The organism is Halomonas sp. JS92-SW72 (assembly GCF_003547075.1).
Taxonomy (GTDB): domain Bacteria; phylum Pseudomonadota; class Gammaproteobacteria; order Pseudomonadales; family Halomonadaceae; genus Halomonas; species Halomonas alkalicola.
Window position 1 is genome coordinate 3,298,360 of record NZ_CP032147.1, and the last position, 19,939, is coordinate 3,318,298.

The 19,939-nt window shown below is 71.4% G+C and carries 16 protein-coding genes; 2 read left to right on the plus strand and 14 right to left on the minus strand.

Translation table 11 applies throughout. From position 1 onward, the window contains the following. Positions 1 to 48: 48 nt before the first annotated feature. A complete protein-coding gene (locus D1793_RS15505; protein ID WP_119022946.1) occupies positions 49 to 996 on the minus strand; it encodes an RluA family pseudouridine synthase in 948 nt (315 codons plus the stop codon). A gap of 553 nt (positions 997 to 1,549) precedes the next feature. Here D1793_RS15505 and rne point away from each other — a divergent pair. After that, a complete protein-coding gene (rne, locus tag D1793_RS15510) occupies positions 1,550 to 5,011 on the plus strand; it encodes a ribonuclease E (RefSeq protein ID WP_119022947.1) in 3,462 nt (1,153 codons plus the stop codon). Between the two features lie 87 nt (positions 5,012 to 5,098). On the opposite strand, the gene murB is transcribed toward rne, so the two are convergent. From murB to D1793_RS15555, 9 genes are all read right to left on the minus strand, one after another. After that, positions 5,099 to 6,109: a UDP-N-acetylmuramate dehydrogenase gene (murB, locus tag D1793_RS15515; protein WP_119023719.1), complete on the minus strand. Its 1,011-nt coding sequence runs from the start codon at positions 6,107 to 6,109 to the stop codon at positions 5,099 to 5,101. Positions 6,110 to 6,114: 5 nt separating this feature from the next. Beyond that, positions 6,115 to 6,591, minus strand: a complete 477-nt coding sequence (locus D1793_RS15520) for a low molecular weight protein-tyrosine-phosphatase (RefSeq protein ID WP_119022948.1) — start codon at positions 6,589 to 6,591, stop codon at positions 6,115 to 6,117. After that, the gene (kdsB, locus tag D1793_RS15525; protein ID WP_119022949.1) at positions 6,591 to 7,376 is read right to left on the minus strand and encodes a 3-deoxy-manno-octulosonate cytidylyltransferase; all 786 of its coding nucleotides are present in this window, start codon (positions 7,374 to 7,376) and stop codon (positions 6,591 to 6,593) included. Before kdsB ends, D1793_RS15520 begins: the two co-directional genes overlap by 1 nt. Beyond that, a complete protein-coding gene (locus D1793_RS15530; RefSeq protein WP_119023720.1) occupies positions 7,376 to 7,585 on the minus strand; it encodes a Trm112 family protein in 210 nt (69 codons plus the stop codon). The genes kdsB and D1793_RS15530 overlap by 1 nt, the downstream gene beginning before the upstream one ends. Positions 7,586 to 7,595: 10 nt before the next feature. Further along, positions 7,596 to 8,651 (minus strand): tetraacyldisaccharide 4'-kinase, encoded by a 1,056-nt coding sequence (lpxK, locus tag D1793_RS15535; protein ID WP_119022950.1) that lies wholly within the window; start codon positions 8,649 to 8,651, stop codon positions 7,596 to 7,598. Between the two features lie 79 nt (positions 8,652 to 8,730). Beyond that, entirely contained in the window at positions 8,731 to 10,491 is a 1,761-nt protein-coding gene (msbA, locus tag D1793_RS15540; protein WP_119022951.1) for a lipid A export permease/ATP-binding protein MsbA, read from the minus strand. Next, on the minus strand, positions 10,488 to 10,925 hold the full coding sequence (locus D1793_RS15545; RefSeq protein ID WP_119022952.1) for a biopolymer transporter ExbD: 438 nt from the start codon (positions 10,923 to 10,925) through the stop codon (positions 10,488 to 10,490). Before D1793_RS15545 ends, msbA begins: the two co-directional genes overlap by 4 nt. Further along, entirely contained in the window at positions 10,922 to 11,620 is a 699-nt protein-coding gene (locus tag D1793_RS15550) for a MotA/TolQ/ExbB proton channel family protein (RefSeq protein WP_169957976.1), read from the minus strand. The genes D1793_RS15545 and D1793_RS15550 overlap by 4 nt, the downstream gene beginning before the upstream one ends. A gap of 42 nt (positions 11,621 to 11,662) precedes the next feature. Then, complete coding sequence (locus tag D1793_RS15555) at positions 11,663 to 13,939, minus strand: DNA internalization-related competence protein ComEC/Rec2 (protein WP_240407692.1); 2,277 nt, start codon at positions 13,937 to 13,939, stop codon at positions 11,663 to 11,665. A gap of 135 nt (positions 13,940 to 14,074) precedes the next feature. Here D1793_RS15555 and D1793_RS15560 point away from each other — a divergent pair, with 135 nt between their 5' ends. Continuing rightward, positions 14,075 to 14,617, plus strand: a complete 543-nt coding sequence (locus D1793_RS15560) for a DUF2062 domain-containing protein (protein WP_119022954.1) — start codon at positions 14,075 to 14,077, stop codon at positions 14,615 to 14,617. 116 nt (positions 14,618 to 14,733) lie between these two features. Here D1793_RS15560 and D1793_RS15565 read toward each other — a convergent pair whose 3' ends face one another. From D1793_RS15565 to D1793_RS15580, 4 genes are all read right to left on the minus strand, one after another. After that, on the minus strand, positions 14,734 to 15,471 hold the full coding sequence (locus D1793_RS15565) for an ATP-binding cassette domain-containing protein (RefSeq protein ID WP_240407693.1): 738 nt from the start codon (positions 15,469 to 15,471) through the stop codon (positions 14,734 to 14,736). Between the two features lie 7 nt (positions 15,472 to 15,478). Next, positions 15,479 to 16,720, minus strand: a complete 1,242-nt coding sequence (locus tag D1793_RS15570; RefSeq protein WP_119022956.1) for a lipoprotein-releasing ABC transporter permease subunit — start codon at positions 16,718 to 16,720, stop codon at positions 15,479 to 15,481. A 97-nt stretch (positions 16,721 to 16,817) separates the two neighbouring features. Beyond that, complete coding sequence (locus D1793_RS15575; RefSeq protein WP_119022957.1) at positions 16,818 to 19,076, minus strand: EAL domain-containing protein; 2,259 nt, start codon at positions 19,074 to 19,076, stop codon at positions 16,818 to 16,820. Beyond that, a complete protein-coding gene (locus D1793_RS15580) occupies positions 19,073 to 19,873 on the minus strand; it encodes a hypothetical protein (protein WP_162899987.1) in 801 nt (266 codons plus the stop codon). The genes D1793_RS15575 and D1793_RS15580 overlap by 4 nt, the downstream gene beginning before the upstream one ends. Between the last annotated feature and the right edge of the window lie 66 nt (positions 19,874 to 19,939).

Consider the following 19,939-nt stretch of genomic DNA (forward strand, 5'->3'; position numbering starts at 1 on the left):
AAACCCCGGGGTCGATGAATCGGGTCGTTGAATAGAGTCGAGCGGGGCTCAGGCGTCGCGACGGGCCCGGGCCAGCACCGCCGAGAGCTCCTCGGGCAGCGGCGCCTTGATCTGTACCGGCCGCCCGCTGGTGGGCTCGGGGAAGCTCAGCGATTCGGCGTGCAGGAAGAGCCGCGTCACGCCGAGGGACTCGCCGAGCCGCTGGCTGTCGCGACTGGCATACTTGTCGTCGCCCAGCAGCGGATGGCCGGCATGGGCGGCATGCACGCGGATCTGGTGGGTCCGCCCGGTAACCGGTTCGGCCTCCAGCAGCGTCACCCTCGGAAAGGCCTCGCGCACCGCGAAACGGGTGCGGGAGACCTTTCCAGCCGGATCCACCCGCACCCGACGCTCGCCGTTGGCCAGGGTGTAGCGGTCCAGCCGCGCCGCCACGTAGTCTCGCCGCGCCGGCCAGCGACCGGCCACCAGGGCCAGGTAGCGCTTGTCCATCTGCTGCTGCTTGAGGGCCTCGTTCAGCGCCAGCAGCGCCGGACGCGACTTGGCCAGCAGCAGGCAGCCGGAGGTGTCGCGATCCAGCCGGTGCACCAGCTCCAGGAAGTCCAGGTCCTCGCGCACCTGGCGCAGCGCCTCGATCAGGCCGATCTTGACCCCGCTGCCGCCGTGCACGGCGAGCCCCGCCGGTTTGTTGATCACCAGCCAGTCGCGCCCCTCGACCAGCACGCTGCCGGCCAGCAGGTTGCGCAGGTTGTCACTCACCTCCCGCACCGCCTCGCGGGGCGAGAGCTTGAGCGGCGGGATGCGCACCAGATCACCGACCGCCAGGCGGGTGTCCGGCTTGACGCGCTTCTTGTTCACCCGCACCTCGCCCTTGCGCACGATGCGGTAGATGAGCGCCCGCGGCGCCCCCTTGATCCGGGTCATCAGGAAATTGTCGACCCGCTGGCCATCCTGACCTTCCGTCACCTCGACCCACTGTACGTCGCGCCCTTCGGCCATGCCGAGACTCCACTGCCGGAAACTGCCAAAAGGCGCATTCTATCGCAGTGGGCTTCCCGGCGCGCCAATTGCTGGCGCGGCCCGGTTGCTGTTATATTGCCAATTCGCTCCAATGGGCCAAACCAGGCCCTCTGGCGCCTGCCCGACAGACACGCAGGCCGGAGCGAAAAGATCAGGCCGCGACGACGTCGACACGTCCCGCCGCCCGCAGCAACGGAACTACAGCGATACAGCGCCACGCCCGGATCCCCCCGATGTTTCCCCCGTCATGGAACCTCGGCAGGCCACGGGACACGTTCAACAGCGTGCCGGAGACCGGCGGCGGCGAATCGATGAATGCCAGGTGTTGGCGGTGACCGCAGGGCCGGATGGGTGACCCCCACCGAGACATGTCCTGCCTCCGCCCCGTACTCAACAACTCGTGCCGTGACGCGTCGTCATCGAACCGCCACGGCCGTAGATATGCGTATTCCTGCGATACGCTGAGCACAGGCACGCAGCACACAGAGGTTCGCCACGTCGTACTCGCCGGCACCCCATAGTGCGAGACAACATGAAACGGATGCTCATCAATGCGACCCAGCCCGAAGAGCTGCGCGTCGCGCTGGTCGATGGACAACGCCTCTACGACCTGGACATCGAATCCGGTGCCCGGGAACAGAAGAAAGCCAATATCTACCGCGGCAAGATCACCCGCATCGAGCCCTCCCTGGAAGCCGCCTTCGTCGACTTCGGCGCGGATCGCCACGGCTTCCTGCCGCTGAAGGAGATCTCCCGCGAGTACTTCGTCAAGGAGCCCGCCTCCGGCCGCCCCAGCATCAAGGAGGTGCTCAAGGAGGGGCAGGAGGTCATCGTCCAGGTCGACAAGGAGGAGCGCGGCAACAAGGGCGCGGCGCTGACCACCTTCATCAGCCTGGCCGGTCGCTTCCTGGTACTGATGCCCAACAACCCCAAGGCCGGCGGCATCTCGCGCCGCATCGAGGGGGAGGAGCGCAGCCAGCTCAAGGAGGCCATGGGGCAGCTCACCATCCCCGACCGCATGGGCCTGATCGTCCGCACCGCCGGCATCGGCCGCTCCCCCGAGGAGCTGCAGTGGGACCTGGACTACCTGGTCCAGGTGTGGGAATCGATCACCGCCGAGGCCGGCAAGCGTTCCGCTCCCTTCCTGATCTACCGCGAGTCCAACGTCATCATCCGCGCCATGCGCGACTACCTGCGCCAGGACATCGGCGAGGTGCTGATCGACAGCGAGGCGGTGCACCAGGAGGCGCTGGCCTTCATCCGCCAGGTGATGCCCTCCTACCAGCAGAAGATCAAGCTCTACGTCGACGAGGTGCCGCTCTTCTCGCGCTTCCAGATCGAGTCGCAGATCGAGACCGCCTACGAGCGTGAGGTGAAGCTGCCCTCCGGCGGCTCCATCGTCATCGATCACACCGAGGCGCTGGTCTCCATCGACATCAACTCGGCGCGCGCCACCCGCGGCAGCGATATCGAGGAGACCGCCCTGCAGACCAACCTGGAGGCGGCCGACGAGATCGCCCGCCAGCTGCGTCTTCGCGATATCGGCGGCCTGGTGGTGATCGACTTCATCGACATGAGCCCGGCACGCAACCAGCGCGAGGTCGAGAACCGCGTGCGGGATGCGCTGAAGCTGGACCGCGCCCGGGTGCAGATCGGCCGCATCTCGCGCTTCGGCCTGATGGAAATGTCCCGCCAGCGCCTGCGCCCGTCGCTCGGCGAGACCAGCGGCGTGGTCTGCCCGCGCTGCGACGGCCAGGGCACCATCCGCGACGTCCGCTCCATCTCCCTCTCGATCATGCGCCTGATCGAGGAAGAGGCCATGAAGGAGCGCAGCGCCCAGATCCGCGCCATCCTCCCGGTGCCGGTAGCCACCTACCTGCTCAACGAGAAGCGCAACGTGCTGGCCGACATCGAGCGTCGCCAGGGCGTGCGGGTGGTACTGCTGCCCAGCCCGGACATGGATACGCCCCACTACGATGTCCAGCGTCTGCGCGACGACCACGTGGACGAGGAGGGCTCCGCCTCCCTCTCCAGCTTCGAGCTCTCCACCGACACCGAGGTCGGCCGCGAGCCGGAACCCACCTTCGGCAAGCCGGTGCAGCGCACCGAGGCCGCGGTGAAGACGGTCATCCACCACGAGCCGGCCCCCGCCTCCCTGCAGCAGGAAGAGGCCCCGGCACCCAAGGCCCCCGCCAAGCCCCCTGCCCCGGCAGCCAGGGCGCCGGCCCGCCCGCCCGCGGTGCAGCAGCCGGTCGCCGAGCCCCAGGCCGGCGTGCTGGGCCGCCTGGTCAAGGGCCTGGCCAAGTTGCTCGGCGGCGACGAAGCGCCTGCCGATAGCGGCAAGGCCCCCGCCGCCCGCGGCGAGGAGTCACGCGCTGACCAGGGCGCCCGCAAGCCCGCGCAGCGCGACGACGAGCGCAGCGGGCGCAATCAGCGTCAGCGCCGCCCGCGCAGCGAGGAGCGCCGCGGCGCGCCGCGCCAGGAGAGCGAGCGCGGCGACGGCAGGGCCGAGTCCGCCGACAACCGCGGTGGCCGCGGCGGCCGTGGGCGCGGCCGCCAGGACGATGCCCGTCAAGCGCGTCAGCCGGAGGCACCCAAGCGCGATGAGAAACCCCGCGACGACGCGCGTCGCCAACGCGGCGGCGACAGGCGTGACGAGCGCCCGGCCGAGAAGCCGGTAGAGGCGAAGAGCGACGCGCCCAGGGCCGAGGCGCCGGTGGACGACGGCAAGCCCAAGCGCACCCGCAACAACCCGCGCAGCCGCAGCCGTCAGCACGCCATCAGCCCGAAGGCCCAGGAGGAGCAGCAGCGCCTCCAGGCCCAGGTGGCCGAGGCCCAGCCGGAAACGGCAGCCGAGGCGCCCAAGCCCGAGGTAAAGGCCGAAGCGCCCAAGCCAGACGCGCCGAAGGCCGAGACACCCAAGCCCGCGGAGGCGAAGGCCGAGGCACCCAAGCCCGCCGAGGCGAAGGCCGAAGCGCCCAAGCCCGCCGAGGCGAAGGCCGAAGCGCCCAAGCCCGCCGAGGCGAAGGCCGAAGCGCCCAAGCCCGCCGAGGCGAAGGCCGAGGCACCCAAGCCCGAAGCGCCGAAGGCCGAGGCACCGAAAGCCGCCGAGCCGAAGGCCGAGGCGCCCAAGCCCGCCGCGGCGAAGGCCGAGGCACCCAAGCCCGCCGCGCCGAAGGCCGAGGCACCCAAGCCCGCCGCGCCGAAGGCCGAGGCACCCAAGCCCGCCGCGCCGAAGGCCGAGGCACCCAAGCCCGCCGCGCCGAAGGCCGAGGCACCCAAGCCCGCCGCGCCGAAGGCCGAGGCACCCAAGCCCGCCGCGCCGAAGGCCGAGGCACCCAAGCCCGCCGCGCCGAAGGCCGAGGCACCCAAGCCCGAAGCGCCGAAGGCCGAGGCACCGAAAGCCGCCGAGCCGAAGGCCGAGGCGCCCAAGCCCGCCGAGCCGAAGGCCGAGGCACCGAAAGCCGCCGAGCCGAAGGCCGAGGCACCGAAAGCCGCCGAGCCGAAGGCCGAGGCGCCCAAGCCCGCCGCGCCGAAGGCCGAGGCACCCAAGCCCGACGCGCCGAAGGCCGAAGCACCCAAGCCCGACGCGCCGAAGGCCGAGGCACCCAAGCCCGACGCGCCGAAGGCCGAGGCGACCAAGCCCGACGCGTCGAAGGCCGAAGCACCCAAGCCCGACGCGCCGAAGGCCGAGGCACCCAAGCCCGACGCGCCGAAAGCCGAGGCACCCAAACCCGACGCGCCAAAAGCCGAGGCACCGAAGCCGGCGGCGCAAGCACCGGTCGAGGCCAAGGCCGAGGTTAAAGCCGAAGCGCCCAAAGCAGAACCGAAGCCCGTCGAAGCCAAGGCCGAGGCACCGAAGGCCGACGCCAAGGCCGACGAGACGCCGGAGGAGCGCCGCGCCAACCGCCGTCGTCGCCGCGCGCACAACGACCCGCGCGAGATCCGCCGTCGCGAGCTCGAGGCCAAGGCCCAGGAGGGCAAGCAGGGCTGAGGTCCCGCTTGACCCTCTTTGAGACGACCGCGCCCGCAGCCATGGCTGCGGGCGCGGTCGTTATGGCATGGCCATCGCGTCAGGCCATCAGCGCTCGCCGGCCAACCGGGGCTCCCGCTCCAGGGTCACGCCGAAGCGCGCGTGCACGCGGCTCGCCACCCGCTCGGCGAAGCCGAGCAGCTCCGCCGCACTGCCGCCACCGAAGTGGACCAGCACCAGCGCCTGGCGCTCATGCACCCCGAAGTGCCCCTCGCGCAGGCCCTTGAGGCCGCAGCGGTCGATCAGCCAGCCGGCGGCCAGCTTGACCCGCCCGTCGGGCTGGGGGAAGTGGGGCATCTCGGGGTGCTCGGCCAGCAGTCGCCCGGCCAGCGCCTGCGACACCACCGGGTTCTTGAAGAAGCTGCCGGCGTTGCCGAGCACCGCGGGGTCGGGCAGCTTCTCGCGGCGAATGGCACACACCGCCTCGGCCACTGACAGCGGCCTCGGGGCCTTCCCCACCCGACTGGCCAGATCGCCATAGCCCAGGTGCGCCCGCGCAGTGCGCGACAGCCGAAGCACCAGCCGGGTGATCACCACCCGCCCCGCGAGAGGCCCCTTGAAGATGCTGTCGCGGTAGCCGAAGGCGCACTCCTGCGGCGTCATCCAGCGCTCACGGCCGTCCGCGAGATCCACCACCTGCAGCGCCTCCAGCACCTCGCAGAGCTCGACGCCATAGGCGCCGATATTCTGGATCGGCGCCGCCCCGCAGTGGCCGGGAATCAGCGCCAGGTTCTCGGTGCCCCACAGGCCGAGGCGCGCCAGGGCCATCACCAGCGCGTGCCAGACCACCCCCGCCTCGGCGTGGACCCGCACCTCGTCCTCCTCACCCTCCTCGAGCCACCAGGCCGCCATGGCAGGCCGGATGACCAGCCCAGGCAGGCGCTCGGGAAGGATCAGGTTGCTGCCGCCGCCGAGCAGGGTCAGCGGCCAGTCTCGGGCACGCGCATCCGCCAGGGCCATCTGCAGCTCGGCCAGGCTTGCAGGCGCGACGAAATGCTCCGCCATGCAGGGCAGGCCCAGGGTGTTCGACGAGGCCAGGTCACGCGCAGGATAAGCCAGCGGACTCAAGGGCGGCGCTCCAGCCGCGCCTCGATCTCGGCCAGCAGGCCGCGGGCCCCCTGCTCCACCAGGTCGAGCACCTCCTCGAAGCCCTGCTCACCGCCATAGTAGGGGTCGGGCACCGCACGATCCGGCATGCCGGCGAAGGCGAGGAAGAGCCCGAGATGGGCGTCGAGGGTCGCGGGGGCTCGGGCCCGCATGGCCGCCAGGTTGTCGTGGTCCATGGCCAGCAGGTAGTCGAAGGCGTCGAAGTCCGCATCATCCAGCTGGCGGGCACGCAGCGTCGAGAGATCGATGCCGCGGCGGGCGGCCGCCTCGCGGGTACGCGGATCCGGCGCCTTGCCCTCGTGCCAGCCCGCGATGCCGCAGGAGTCGACCTCGACCCGGTGAGCCAGGCCGCGCTCATCGAGCAGGCGACGGAACACCCCCTCGGCGGTGGGCGAGCGGCAGATATTGCCCAGGCAGACGAAGAGTACCCGCATCACTCCCCTCCCCCGCGTTCGACGGCGTCCAGCAGGGCCCTCACCCGGGCCAGGTCCTCGGCGGTATCGACCCCGGCGGGATGCGGCTCCCTGGCCAGGGCCACCTGAATCGCGTGGCCGTGATGGAGCGCGCGCAGCTGCTCCAGGTGCTCGAGCCGCTCCAGGGGCGACGGCACCCAGTCGCGATACTCGGCCAGGAAGCCGGCGCGATAGGCGTAGAGACCGATATGGCGCAGCCAGGCGTCGGTCTCGAGCAGCTCGGGGCGGGCGGCGAAGGCGTCACGGTCCCAGGGGATGGGGGCCCGCGAGAAGTAGAGCGCCCGCCCGGAGAGGGCGCGCACCACCTTCACCACGTTGGGATTGAAGAGGCTCTCCACGTCGCTGATCCGCTCGGCGAGGGTGGCGATGGAGGCCTCCGGGTCGTCGAACAGCCGGTCGGCCACCTGGTCGATCAGCGTCGCCGGGATCAGCGGCTCGTCGCCCTGGACATTGACCAGCACAGCGTCATCGGCCAGGCCCAGCCGCTCGGCCACCTCGGCCAGGCGGTCGGTGCCGGAGGGGTGGTCGGCGCGGGTCATCACCACTTCGGCGCCCTCGGCCCGCATGGCCTGTTCGATACGGCCATCGTCGGTGGCTACCACCACCCGGGCGGCGCGGCTCTCGCAGGCGCGCTGCCAGACGTGGGCCACCATGGGCCGGCCGGCGATCTGGGCCAGGGGCTTGCCGGGCAGGCGCGAGGAGGCGAAGCGCGCCGGAATGACGGCGATGAAGTCGCGCTCGGCCATCACGCCTCCCCCGTGCGTCCAGGGGAGGCGCGGAGCTTCTCGTCGGCGGAGAGCTGACGCGCCTCCTCGGGCAGCATCACCGGGATGCCGTCGCGCACCGGATAGGCCAGGCCATCATAGAGACAGTGCAGCTCCTCGGCCTCGCGCTGGTACTTCAGCTTGCCCTTGCACAGCGGGCAGACCAGCATGGCCAGCAGTTCCTTGTCCATCATGTTCACCTCACTCCTGGTGGTGAGCCGGCGCACTGCCGGCTCGCGAATTCATGTCGGGCGCCGCGGCGTCCAGGGCGGCCAGCCGCGCCTCGAGCCAGCGGACGAAGGCGGGATCCGGCGTGGCCGCCACCTCCAGCACCCAGCTGTCGCGGGGTGCCAGGTCACGGCACTTCACGGCGTCCTTGGCGGTCATCACCAGCGGGCGACCGTCGGCGAAGGCGAGCTCCTCGGCGCGATAGGCGTGGTGGTCGTCGAAGGGGTGGGCCATCGCCTCGACGCCGAGCTCGGCCAGGGCCTCGAAGAAGCGCGCCGGGCGGCCGATGCCCGCCACCGCATGGACCGGCCCCGCGAAGGGCAGCGGCGCAAGCGAACGCCGCGTGCCGTCATCGAGCCGGCGCCAGGCGACCGGGGCCAGCGTCATCGTGAAGGCCCCCGGCGGCGGGACGAAGGCCGGCTCGCCATTGATCACGACCGCATCGACGCTGGCCAGTCGCGAGAGCGGCTCGCGCAGCGGCCCCGCCGGCAGGCAGCGGCCGTTGCCGAAGCCCCGCGCCCCATCCACCACCACCAGCTCGAGGTCGCGCCCCAGGGCCAGGTGCTGGAGGCCATCGTCGCTGACCAGGATGTCACAGCCCGCCGCCAGCAGCCTGCCTGCCCCGCGTGGACGGTCCGGGTCCACCACCACCGGCACCCCGGTCTGGTCGGCCAGCATGCGCGGCTCGTCGCCGCACTGCGCCGCGGGGGTCCGGTCATCGACCCACAGCGGATAGGCGTCGCTCTGCCCGCCATAGCCGCGGGAGAGGATGCCCGGGCGATGGCCGCGCTCGACGAGGTGGCGCACCAGCCAGGCCACCAGCGGCGACTTGCCGGTGCCACCCAGCGTCAGGTTGCCCACCACGATCACCGGCACCGGAGCCCGCCACACCGTGCGGTGCCCCTCGGCATAGGCGGCGGTGCGACGCGCCACCGCGGCGCGGTAGAGAGCCTCCAGGGGACGCAGCAGCGCCAGCCAGGGCGCCCCCCCATAGGCGGCCGCCAGCCAGCGCTCGCCCAGTCCGCTCATGCGGGGCCGGCCTCCCGGCACGGCAAGCGATGCAGCGACGCTGCCGTGGCCATCACCGGCCGGCATGCCTGCGGGCCTTTCATGCGGGGTCGGCCTCCTGGAACTGCAGGCGGTGCAGCGCGGCGTAGGCGCCGTCGCGGGCCAGCAGCTCGGCATGGCTACCCTGCTCGATCACCTCGCCCTGCTCCATGACCAGGATCCGGTCGGCGCGCTCGATGGTGGAGAGACGGTGGGCGATCACCAGGGTGGTGCGCCCGCGGCACACCTCCTCCAGGGCCGCCTGGATATGGCGCTCGGACTCGGTGTCCAGCGCCGAGGTGGCTTCGTCGAGGATCAGCAGCGGCGAGTCCTTGAAGATCGCCCGGGCGATGGCCAGGCGCTGACGCTGGCCGCCGGAGAGCATCACGCCGTTATCGCCCACCACGGTGGCGTAGCCGCCGGGCAGGCGCTCGATGAACTCGTGGGCATGGGCGGCCCGGGCGGCGGCCTCGATGGCCGCGGGGTCGGCGTCGGGCACGCCATAGGCGATGTTGTCGGCGATGCTGGCATTGAACAGGGTCACCTGCTGGGAGACCAGGGCGATCTGGCGGCGCAGCGGCGTCAGGCGGTAGTCGTCCAGGGGCACGTCATCGACCAGCACCCGCCCCTCGGTGGGCCGGTAGAAGCGCGGCAGCAGCCCCACCAGGGTCGACTTTCCGCTGCCCGAGCGGCCCACGATGGCGATCATCTCGCCCGGCGCCACCTCGAGGTCGATGCCCTTGAGCACCTCGGGCTGGCCCTCGCCGTAGCGGAAGCGCACGCCCTCGAAGCGGACCCTGCCGACCAGCCGGCCCGGCTCGTGGTGCCCCTCGTCCCGCTCGGCGGGCACCTCCAGCAAACCGAACAGCTCGGCGGCGGCGGCCAGCCCCTTCTGGATCTCGCTGTTGATCTCGGTGAGCTGGCGCACCGGCTTGGCCATCAGCGAGGCGGCGGTGATGAAGGCGACGAACTCGCCGGCGGTCATGTTGTCCATCAGCGCCGGCGACATGGCCAGCCACACCAGCACCGCCAGGGCCAGGGCCACCAGCAGCTGGATCACCGGGGTGCTGACCGCCTTGGTCAGCGCCTCCTTCATGCTCTGCTGGCGGTTGTACTCGCTGGCCGCGGCGAAGCGCGCCTTCTCGAAGCCCTCGGCGCCGTGGGTGCGCACCACCCGGTAGCCGGAGAGCGCCTCGGAGGCCACGTGGGTGACGTCCCCCATGGAGGCCTGGATGCGCGTCGAGATGCGCCGGAAGCGCTTGCTGGCGTAGCTGACCACCCCGCCGATCAGCGGCGTGACGGTCAGGAAGAGCAGCGTCAGCATCCAGTTGGTCCACAGCAGGTAGCCCACCAGGCCGAGGACGAAGAGCCCCTCGCGCAGCAGGATGGTCAGCGCCTTGGTGGCCGCGCCGGTGACCTGCTCCACATGATAGGTGACCCGCGAGATCAGGTGGCCACTGGAGTGGCTGTCGAAGAAGCGCCCCGGGAGATGGAGCATATGGTTGAAGACGTTGCAGCGCAGGGCGTGGACCACGTTGCGCGCCACGTTGCTCATGAAGTAGGTGCCGAGGAAGGTACCGAGGCCCCGGGCGGCGAACATGCCCACCACGAACAGCGGCAGGAAGAGCCGGAAGGTGGCATCGGGATTCTGGATGCCATCGATCAGACGCTTCATCATCTCGGCGAGTGCCGTGCTGGAGGCGGCATAGATGACGTAGCCGACAATGGCCAGGCCGAAGGAGCGCCAGTGGGGGCGCACATAGCTCAGTAGGCGCTTGTAGAGCGTCCAGCCGGAGTGTTGGGGGGTCCCGTCCTGATTCACGGCGTCTCCGCTTGTGGGGAAATGGTCTCGCCGGTGCGGCTTTCGGTGGTGGCGATGCGCACCCGCTCGATGCCCTGCAGGCCGGCCTGATCGAGCACGCGGACCACATCGGCGTGGCTGGCGCGGCCATCGGCCTCCACCACCAGGCCGTGCTCGCGGGCCTGCTCGGCCTCGGCGGCCAGCGCCGAGGCCAGCTCGGCCGACGTCAGCTCGCGCTCGCCGAGGCGGTAGACGCCGGCCGCGGTGACCACCAGGGTGACCGGCGAGACCTCGGCGGCGGCCCCGCTGGTCGTCTCGGGCAGTTCGAGCTCCAGCGCCTGACGGGTCTCGAAGGTGGTGGAGACCATGAAGAAGATCAGCAGCAGGAACACCACGTCGATCAGCGGCGTGAGGTTGACCTCCACCGGGTCGCGGCGGGTACGCGCAAACCTCACGAGCGCTTCACCCGGGGCGCCATCCGCCCGTCGGCCTCGAGGCGCTCCTCCTCGGCGGCGGCCTCGTGGCGCTCGGCCAGGGTCAGCTCGCCGCCGTAGTGGGCGAGGAACTCCACCACCTGGCCCGACTGCTCCTCCATGCGCACGGTGATGTCCTCGACCCGGCGCAGGAAGTAGCGGTGGAACATCAGGGCGGGAATCGCCACGGTCAGGCCCGCCGCGGTGGTCACCAGGGCGCGGGAGATGCCGCCGGCGAGATCGGCGGTGCGGCTGGCGCCGTCGCCGGCGACGATCACCGAGAAGACCTCGATCATACCCACCACGGTGCCCAGCAGCCCGATCAGCGGGGCGATGGCGGCGATGGTGCCGAGGGGGCTCAGGAAGCGCTCCATGTCATGGATCACCGCGGTGCCCGCCTCCTGCAGACGCGCCCGCACCTGTTCATGGCCGAGGCGCGCGTTGCGCAGCCCCGCGGCCAGCACGCCGCCCAGCGGCGAGTGGCTCTCCAGCCAGTAGAGGTTGACCTGGCCACGGGAGACCAGGGTACAGACCTCCTGGCCGAGCCCCCGGGGCGCGATGCGCCCGGCACGCAGGGTCCAGAGGCGTTCGATGATGATCACCGTGGCAAGCAGCGAACAGCCGAGCAGTGGCAGCATCAGCCAGCCCCCGGCGATCAGGGCCTCCATCATGTCCATGCGCTTTCCCTCGAAGATACCCCGTGAACCGTGATCCCGAACTCAGGGCGATTCTAACGCAAGGCAGTCGGCTCCGACACCGCCCCGCCGCCAGGGCAGTGGCCGTGTGCTCTCGACGGCTCGCCCCGCATCGCCCCCCAGCCGGAACGTCAGCGCGCCATCCAGCGCCGTGCTCCACTGACAGCTGCCTGCGCCGCGGAAGCGCCTGACCACCTCGTCGTGGGGATGGCCGAAGGCGTTGCGCCGCCCGGCGCTGTAGACCACCTGGCGCGGGGTGAGCCATTGCACCAGCTGGGGCCCGGAGCTGGTGTGGCTGCCGTGGTGGCCGGCCACCAGCAGGGTCACCGGCGCCTCGGCCTCGAGCAGGAAGGCGCGCTCCACCCGGCGCCCCACATCGCCGGTGATCAGCAGGCGCTGCTCGCCCACGCTCGCCTCCAGCACGCAGGAGCGGTCATTGCTGGAGAGCGCGACGATCTCCTCCGGCGGCCACAGGAAACGGAAGCGCACGCCGTCCCGCTCCCAGCTGTCGCCGCGCCGGCAGGCAGCGAAGGGAACGCCGATCTCCTCGCCAGGCGGCGCCAGGAAGCGCCCCACGCGATGGCGCCCCGCCAGCAGCGCCACCCCGCCGGCATGATCGATGTCATCATGGCTGACGATCACCTCGTCGAAGCGCTGACCCGGCGGCCACAGCACGCTGACCGGGACGAACCCCGAGGCGAAGCGTGGCCCCGCATCATAGAGCACCCGATAGCCGGCGGTGCGCAGCTCCACAAGCTGCCCCTGGCCCACGTCCAGCACGCGCACCTCCAGCTGGCCGGGGGGGATGCCCGCCGGCGCAAGGCTCAGCGCCACTGCGGCCAGCGCCAGGCTGCCCGTGGCGCGCAGCGGGCCGGCCAGCCCGGGCAGTACCCAGAGCAGCGCCATCAGCCCCAGGCAGAGCGCCAGGGGCGTCACCAGGGCCGGCTCGGGGAGCCACAGCGGCAACCAAACCACGGCGGCCTCCAGGCCTCGGGCCAGGGCCTCGCTCAGGTGCGCGAAGAGCCACCAGCAGAGCGCGGAGAGCGGCGGCAGCGGTGCCAGCAGCCAGCCGAGCAACCCCAGCGGCACCAGCAGGCTGCTGACCACGGGCACCGCCACCAGATTGACCAGCGGCGCGGCCGGGGCCAGCCGCGCGAAGGCCAGCAGCACCGCCGCCGCCATCAGCGGCGCCAGCAGCAGCTGGGTCCTGATCAGCGCCCACAGCCAGCCGCGCACGCCACGGGGACGTGGCCGGCCCTGCCAGGCCAGGATCAGCAGCGCCACCGCCAGGAAGGAGAGCCAGAGCCCCGGGCGCCAGGCGCTCAGCGGGTCGATGGCCAGCACCACGGCCAGCGCCAGCCACCACCCCTGCCAGGGCCCCGGGGCGTGGCGCCCGCTGGCGACCCACAGCCCTACCAGCGCCATCACCAGGGCGCGCAGCGCCGGGGGCTCCAGACCGGCAAGTGTCGCATAGCCCGCCGCCGCGACGCCGGCCATCCACCAGGGCCACACCGCCAGGCGCCATCCCCCCGGGCTCGTCAGCCGTGCGGCTCCCCGGCCCAGCAGCAGGGCAAACCCCGCGACCAGCCCCACATGCAGCCCGGAGATCACCATCAGGTGGGTGGTGCCGCTGGCGTTGAGCAGGGCCCAGTCATCGGCCGTCAACCGCTCGCCGGCGCCCAGGGTCAGGGCCGCCAGCCAGCGCTCGGCGCGCGGAGGCAGCTTCCGTCCCTCCAGATGGGAGAGGGCATGCTCGCGCAGGCCGGGCGTGGACTCGGCCAGCCGCCGCGGCGGCGGCTCATGGCGCAAATAGCCGGTGGCCTGGATGCCCTCGCGCCACAGCCAGGCCTCGTAGTCGAAGGTGTGGGGATTGGCGAAGCCCGCCGGCGGCCGCAGGCGCACGGTGAGCGCCCAGTGCTCGCCGGGCTGCATGGGGGGCGCCTCGAAGGCGCTCAGCCGCACGCGCCGCAGGCGGTCGCAGGCGGGGCGCGCCGCGACCAGCGGGTGGCAGTCGCTCACCTCCAGGGTGAGGCGGGTCAGGCGCGCCTCCTCCGTCACCTCCACCAGCCGCCCCTGGATGGCGAGATCCTCGCGCAGCAGCCCATCGGGCAGCACCGCCCCGCGCGCCAGCAGCACGACGGCCATCACGGCGAACAGCGCCGCCAGGGGCAGCCAGTCGGCCGGTCGCCGCCTGGCCAGCGCGCCGAGGGCGAGGAGCCCCAGCCCCTCGAGCAGCCCCGGCGGCGGCTGGCTGCCCAGTCCCAGGCCAGCGAGCACGGCCAGGGCCAGGAGGATGGCCATTCCAGGTCGCATTCCCTTGCTCCGGATGGGTGCATGTCTGCCCGTGCCCGGCGCCCTGCGTGGAAGCGCAGTCATGGCAAAGGCAGGCTCTTGTATGGATAATAGCTCGCGTCACGATGCCGCGAGCCCGACGACATGCCGCGCCGCTTTCTCCAGCGCTACATGCCCCACCCCGAGACACTCAGGCGCCAGCGCTCGCTGCGTTTCATGAGTCACCTGATCGGCAACCCCGCCCTGTGGGTGCTGAGTCGTCGCAGTGTGGCCAACGCCTTTTCGGTGGGCCTGTTCAGCGCCATGCTGCCGATTCCCTTCCAGATGGTGGTGGCCGCCTTCGGCGCCTGGCTGGCGCGCGCCAACCTGCCCCTCTCCGTGGGCCTGGTGTGGATCACCAACCCGCTGACCATGCCGGTGATCTTCTACGCCAACTACCGCCTCGGCGCCTGGCTGATGAACATGCCGGCGCGGGAGGTGCCCGAACGCCTCTCCACCCGCTGGATCGCCGAACAGATGGCCGATATCCTGCCCGCCCTGGCGGTGGGCTCGGTGGTCACCGCCGTCGTCCTGGCGCTGCTCGGCAACCTGGTGATCCGGCTGATCTGGCGCTGGCAGGTCTCGCGCAGCTGGAAGGCCCGGCGGCGCCGGCGGCGCCAGGCGCCCTGCGACAAGGACCTGCGCTGAGACGCCGCAGCTCCCTTCCTGTCGTTGTCCTTTCGACTGACCATAAGCGAACGGCCGACCCCCTTGGGGCCGGCCGTTCGCGGTTGCCGGACGATGGCGACGTCGCGCCTCCGGGCTCACTCCACCGGCGTGGGCCGCGGCTGCTCGCTCAGGCGTCCCTCGTCCAGGCGCATGACCCGGTCCTGATGGGCCGCCAGCCCCGGGTCGTGGGTGACAATCACGAAGGCGCAGGCGGAGGTGCGCGCCAGCTCATCCATCAGCGCCAGGATGCTCGCCGCGGTGTGCTGGTCCAGGTTGCCGGTGGGCTCGTCCATCAGCACCAGGCTCGGGTCGGTGACCAGGGCCCGGGCGATGGCCACCCGCTGGCGCTCGCCGCCGGAGAGCTCACCCGGCTTGTGGTCGGCGCGGGGGGCCATGCCGACCCGCTGCAGCAACTGGCGCGCGCGCGCCTCGGCAACCTTCTTTCGCTGCCCACGCACGATCAGCGGCAGCGCGGCGTTCTCCAGGGCGGTGAACTCGGCCAGCAGGTGGTGGAACTGGTAGACGAAGCCGATATGGCGGTTGCGGAAGTGGCCGAGGGCCGCGTCGCCCAGCGCCAGCAGCGACTCGCCGGCGATGCGCACCTCGCCTCGGGTGGGCTGGTCCAGGCCGCCCAGCAGGTTGAGCAGGGTGGTCTTGCCGGAGCCGGAGCTGCCGACGATGGCGACCCGCTCGCCGGCGTGCACGGTGAGCTCGAGGCCGTCCAGCACGGTGACGTCCTGGGGACCCTCGCGGTAGATGCGGGTCAGGTCTCGGCACTCCAGCATCGGTGCCCCCGGCGCCGTGGCGGCGCCCTGCTCGGCTGTGGCTTGCATGGTCGTCTCACTCATAGCGCAGCACCTCGGCCGGCTGGACCTTGGCCGCCCGCCAGGCCGGATAGAGGGTGGAAAGGAAGGTCAGGCCCAGGGCCGCGGCGACGATGTCGCGCACGTCGGTCCAGTCGAGGCGCGACGGCAGATTGCTGATGAAGTAGACCCCCGCGTCGAGGAACTGGATGCCGAACAGGCTCTCGACCCCGTCGATGATGTCCGAGATGGTCAGCGCCAGCAGCACCCCGAGCGCCACCCCGACCAGGATGCCGATCACCCCGATGGCCAGCCCCTGGACGATGAAGATGCCCATGATCGAGCGCGGCGTGGCGCCGATGGTGCGCAGGATGGCGATGTCGGCGTGCTTGTCGGTGACCACCATCACCAGGGTGGAGACGATGTTGAAGGCCGCCACGGCGATGATCACCGTCAGCAGCAACGCGATCATGCGCTTCTCCATCTGGATCGCCTGGAAGAGGTTGCCGTGGGAGAAGGTCCAGTCGATGCCACGGTAGCCCGGCCCCAGCTCGTTGACGATGCTGCGGGTCTCGGCGGCGGCCAGGAAGAGGTCGTCGAGCTCCAGGCGCAGGCCGCCCACGGCGTCGCCGAGGCGCGCCAGGGTCTGCATGTCCTCGATATTGGCGTAGGCCAGGGCGGCGTCCAGGTCGGCACCGACGCTGAACACCCCGCTCACCGTGAAGCGCTTCAGGCGTGGGAAAACCCCGGCCGGGGTGATCGAGGCCTCGGGCACCAGCAGGGTCACGGTATCACCCACGCCGACCCCCAGCCGACGGGCCAGGATGGAGCCCAGCACGATGTTCCACTCGCCGGGCTGCAGGTCGTCGAGCCCGCCCTGCTGCATGTGCCGGCCGATGATCGAGACGCGATCCTCCCAATCGGGGTGGATGCCGTTGACCATGGCGCCCTCGTTGCGCCCGCCCACCGAGAACATGCCCTGCTGCTCCACGAAGGGCGCGGCGCCGATCACCCGCTCGCGCTCCATCAGCCGAGCGGCCAGGGACTCCCACTCCACCATGCCGGTGCGCGATTCGATCTTGGTGTGCGGCACCATGCCGAGGATGCGGGTGCGCAGCTCGTGGTCGAAGCCGTTCATCACCGAGAGCACCAGGATCAGTACCGCCACGCCCAGCATCAGGCCCAGCATGGAGGTCAGCGAGATGAAGGAGATAAAGTGGTTGCGGCGCTTGGCGCGCACGTAGCGCAGCCCGATCAGGAATGGCAGACGGTCAAGCATGGAGGCGTTCCTTGTCAGCGGGCGCCCATGGTACGGCTTTTTGAACGCCGCTGCACCGGGGCGGCGGCGCCTTGCCGCGGATTTGCACGACTGTCGCTCACCGCCGAGGCTCGCTCATCGGCTGCGCCTCGGGCATGCCGATCCAGGCGCCCTGGGCATGGTCGATGCCCAGTTCGCGCACCTGCGCCAGCACCTCGGGGCTATGCACGAACTCCGCCACTGTCTCGATGCCTAGCTCCCGGGCGAAACGCACGATGCCGCGGGTCAGGGTCAGCGCCTGGGGGTCGCTGTCCAGGTGGCGGATCAGGCTGCCGTCGATCTTCAGCAGGTCCACGTCGAGGCGCAGCAGGTGCTCGAAGTTGGCATAGCCGGTGCCGAAATCGTCGATGGCGATCCGCACCCCCAGCGCACGGGCACGGGCGATGGCGTCGCTGACCGCCACATAATTGTCGATGCTGTGGGACTCGAGGATCTCGAGGACGAGCCGGCTGCCCAGGCCGCTCTCGGCCACCCGGGCGAGCAGCGGCTCGCTCACCTCGGGATCCACCAGGTCCTCGGCGGAGAGGTTAAGCGAGAAGGAGTGGTCGCTCTGCGCCATGGCCGAGAGGCAGCACTCGAGCATGGTCAGGGTCAGGCGCCGGTGCAGCCGGCTGCGCCGCGCCACCTCCAGGAACTGGGCGGGGCTCACCGCCTCGCCCTGCTCGTCGATCAGGCGCATCAGACACTCGTGCTTGGTGATCCGGCCGCTGGCAAGCTCGAGGATCGGCTGGAAATAGGCGACGATGCGTCCCTCCTCCAGGGCGGCGGAGAGGCGGTTGGCCCAGGCCAGGTTCTGCTCGTAGCCCTCCCGCACCCGCTTGGCGGGGTCATGGAGGCCACTGCCCGTCTGCTGCTCGCGGGCCTGGCGCAGCGCCATCCCGGCGGCGGAGATCAGCGCCTCGCGTCCCTCGTCCGCGAGCTGCCAGGTAGCGGCCAGCCCCAGGGTGGCGTGCAGCGCCAGCTCCTGCCCCCGCCAGGTCAGGCGCGAGGTGCCCACTGCCGCCTGCAGGGCCGCGAGCCGTCGCGCCAGCGCCTCGTGCGAGAAGCGCCCCGGCAGCCAGATCGCCTGCTCGTCGGCAGGCATGCGGTAGAGCCGGCTGCCGCGCCACTCCACCCCCTGCAGCTCGGCGGCGAGGCACGACACCATGTGGCGGATCACCTGGTCGCCGCAGGCCTGGCCGAAGACGCCGTTGAACTGCTTGAAGCCATCCACGTTGACCAGCACCAGGGCGCCCGGCTTGTGCCCCTCCAGGTCGGCCAGCAGCCGGGCCCGGTTGGGCAGGCCGGTCAGGGGATCGGTATAGAGGGTGCGCAGCTGGCGCAGCATGCCGGCCACCAGCAGCAGGATGACCAGCGCCAGCAGCAACACCCCCGCCCCCACCGTGGCCATGATGTGCAGGTTGGCCTGGCGCATCGGGGTGAGCACCGCGTCGATCTCGGCCTGGGGCACGCCGATGCCGAACACCATGCCGGCCCGGGTGGTCGCATGCAGCAGGACCCAGGCCTCCCCCTGCAGGACCAGGGGGCTCAGGGTCATCTCGGGACTGGTCTCGCGGTGCAACTGCTGGTCGATGACCGCCTCGATCAGCGGCTGGGCGCGGGCCTGGTCCTCGGCCCGGGCCAGGCTCGAGAGGTTGCGGTTCTCGCGGTCCACCAGGAAGGTGAAGGCGCGCGGCGTCAGCTCCACCTCGCTGATCAGGCCGATGATGTCCCCGGCCACCCAGTCGCTGGCCGCCATGCCGAGCACGCGCCCCTCGGCGTCGCGCACCGGGGCGCTGGCGCTGATCACCACGTCGTCGATGCGTTCCTTGAAGTAGGCGGCGGTCCAGTGCATGGGCGTCGCCCCTTCGCGCCAGGTGTCGAGCCGCCGGGTCAGCCAGTCGGCCGCTTCCCAGCCCGGCTCCAGAGGGGCGACCCGCAGCTCGCCTCCCCGACGCCAGGCGTGCATGCCCAGCGGCGACGTCACGCCGGTGAGCCACAGGGTAACCCCCTGGGCATCGGGAAAGTCGGTCAGTGCCTGGCGCAGGGCCTCCTCGGCCGCTGCTGCCCCCCCGTTCAGCTCGATCAACAGTTGGCCGACCCGCGCCAGGTCCTGGGTGTTCTGCTCCATGCGCCTATGGTGGGCGTTGATGCGCCCCAGGTTGGCCTCGAAGCTCTCGCGAATCTGGCGCTCGCGCAGTTCGGCCAGGGAGGATTCGGCCATGCGCAGGTTCAGCCCCGAGAGCAGCCACATGCCGCCGAGGAAGAGCGCCACCAGCAGGGCCAGCAGCAGCATGATGACGGGGCGCCCGCCCAGTCCGAAGGCGGGCGGCTTCATCGGGCGGCCTCGGCGGTCTCGCCACCACCGGCCCGGGAGAGCTGCTCCAGGCGAGCCGCCGCGGAGTCATCGCCGCCGTCGGCGGCGAGCCGCAACCAGCCCAGCGCCTCCTCGCGCTCCCCCGCCAGCTCCGCCAGGCTGCCCATATGGTGCTGGGCCCGGGCATCCCCCTGCTCCGCCGGCGCGGCACAGGCCTCGCGGGCCTGCTGGAGGTTGCGAATGGTGAAATAGAGGTAGCAGTCGCTGGCGTCGCGGCGGGCCATGGCCTGAGCCTCGCGGCGCGACTCGGACTCATCCTCGCGGGATTCGGGAGCGGGGGTCGAGACGGCGGCCAGGCGCGCTTCCTCCTCGCGGACCCTGGCATGGAAGGCGTTCACATCGGCGGGGCAGGAGTGGAGATAGCCGCGGCGGTAGCGCGCGAGGGCCTCCCGACTCGCGGGACGCTCGGCGTACTCCTCGGCGATGGCCGCACAGCGGCGGTCACGTTCACGGGACAGGATCACCAGGCTCTCGGCGAGCCGGGCCTCCCCGGCGTTCGCCTCGAGGAAGTCCGTGAGCGGGTCGATCCAGGGCTGAGCCAGCAGCGCCTCGACCTCGGCCTCCTGCGCCGCCAGGTCGTCGTCATCCCGGGAAAAGCGTTCGGCCAGGCGCTCCCGCTGGGCGCCGATCGCCTCCCCGGTGCGAGACAGCCACTCTCCCGAGGAGGTGACGATGGCATCGCCCGAGGGCAGCGCGGCACAGCCGCCGAGCAGCAACGCCATGGCCATGGGAAAGAGGGGTCGAGTCAAAGGGCGCATGGGGCTCCTCGGCGGGCCGGCAATCTGCAATGCTCCAAGAATATCATCGATGCGCACCACCGTGCC

Coding starts and splice junctions, on each gene's coding strand:
- D1793_RS15505 (WP_119022946.1), bottom strand. CDS start 996: ATGGCCGAAGGGCGCGACGTACAGTGGGTCGAGGTGACGGAAGGTCAG.
- rne (WP_119022947.1), top strand. CDS start 1,550: ATGAAACGGATGCTCATCAATGCGACCCAGCCCGAAGAGCTGCGCGTC.
- D1793_RS15520 (WP_119022948.1), bottom strand. CDS start 6,591: ATGCGGGTACTCTTCGTCTGCCTGGGCAATATCTGCCGCTCGCCCACC.
- kdsB (WP_119022949.1), bottom strand. CDS start 7,376: ATGGCCGAGCGCGACTTCATCGCCGTCATTCCGGCGCGCTTCGCCTCC.
- D1793_RS15530 (WP_119023720.1), bottom strand. CDS start 7,585: ATGGACAAGGAACTGCTGGCCATGCTGGTCTGCCCGCTGTGCAAGGGC.
- lpxK (WP_119022950.1), bottom strand. CDS start 8,651: ATGAGCGGACTGGGCGAGCGCTGGCTGGCGGCCGCCTATGGGGGGGCG.
- D1793_RS15550 (WP_169957976.1), bottom strand. CDS start 11,620: ATGGACATGATGGAGGCCCTGATCGCCGGGGGCTGGCTGATGCTGCCA.
- D1793_RS15555 (WP_240407692.1), bottom strand. CDS start 13,939: ATGGCCATCCTCCTGGCCCTGGCCGTGCTCGCTGGCCTGGGACTGGGC.
- D1793_RS15560 (WP_119022954.1), top strand. CDS start 14,075: ATGCCGCGCCGCTTTCTCCAGCGCTACATGCCCCACCCCGAGACACTC.
- D1793_RS15565 (WP_240407693.1), bottom strand. CDS start 15,471: ATGCAAGCCACAGCCGAGCAGGGCGCCGCCACGGCGCCGGGGGCACCG.
- D1793_RS15570 (WP_119022956.1), bottom strand. CDS start 16,720: ATGCTTGACCGTCTGCCATTCCTGATCGGGCTGCGCTACGTGCGCGCC.
- D1793_RS15575 (WP_119022957.1), bottom strand. CDS start 19,076: ATGAAGCCGCCCGCCTTCGGACTGGGCGGGCGCCCCGTCATCATGCTG.
- D1793_RS15580 (WP_162899987.1), bottom strand. CDS start 19,873: ATGCGCCCTTTGACTCGACCCCTCTTTCCCATGGCCATGGCGTTGCTG.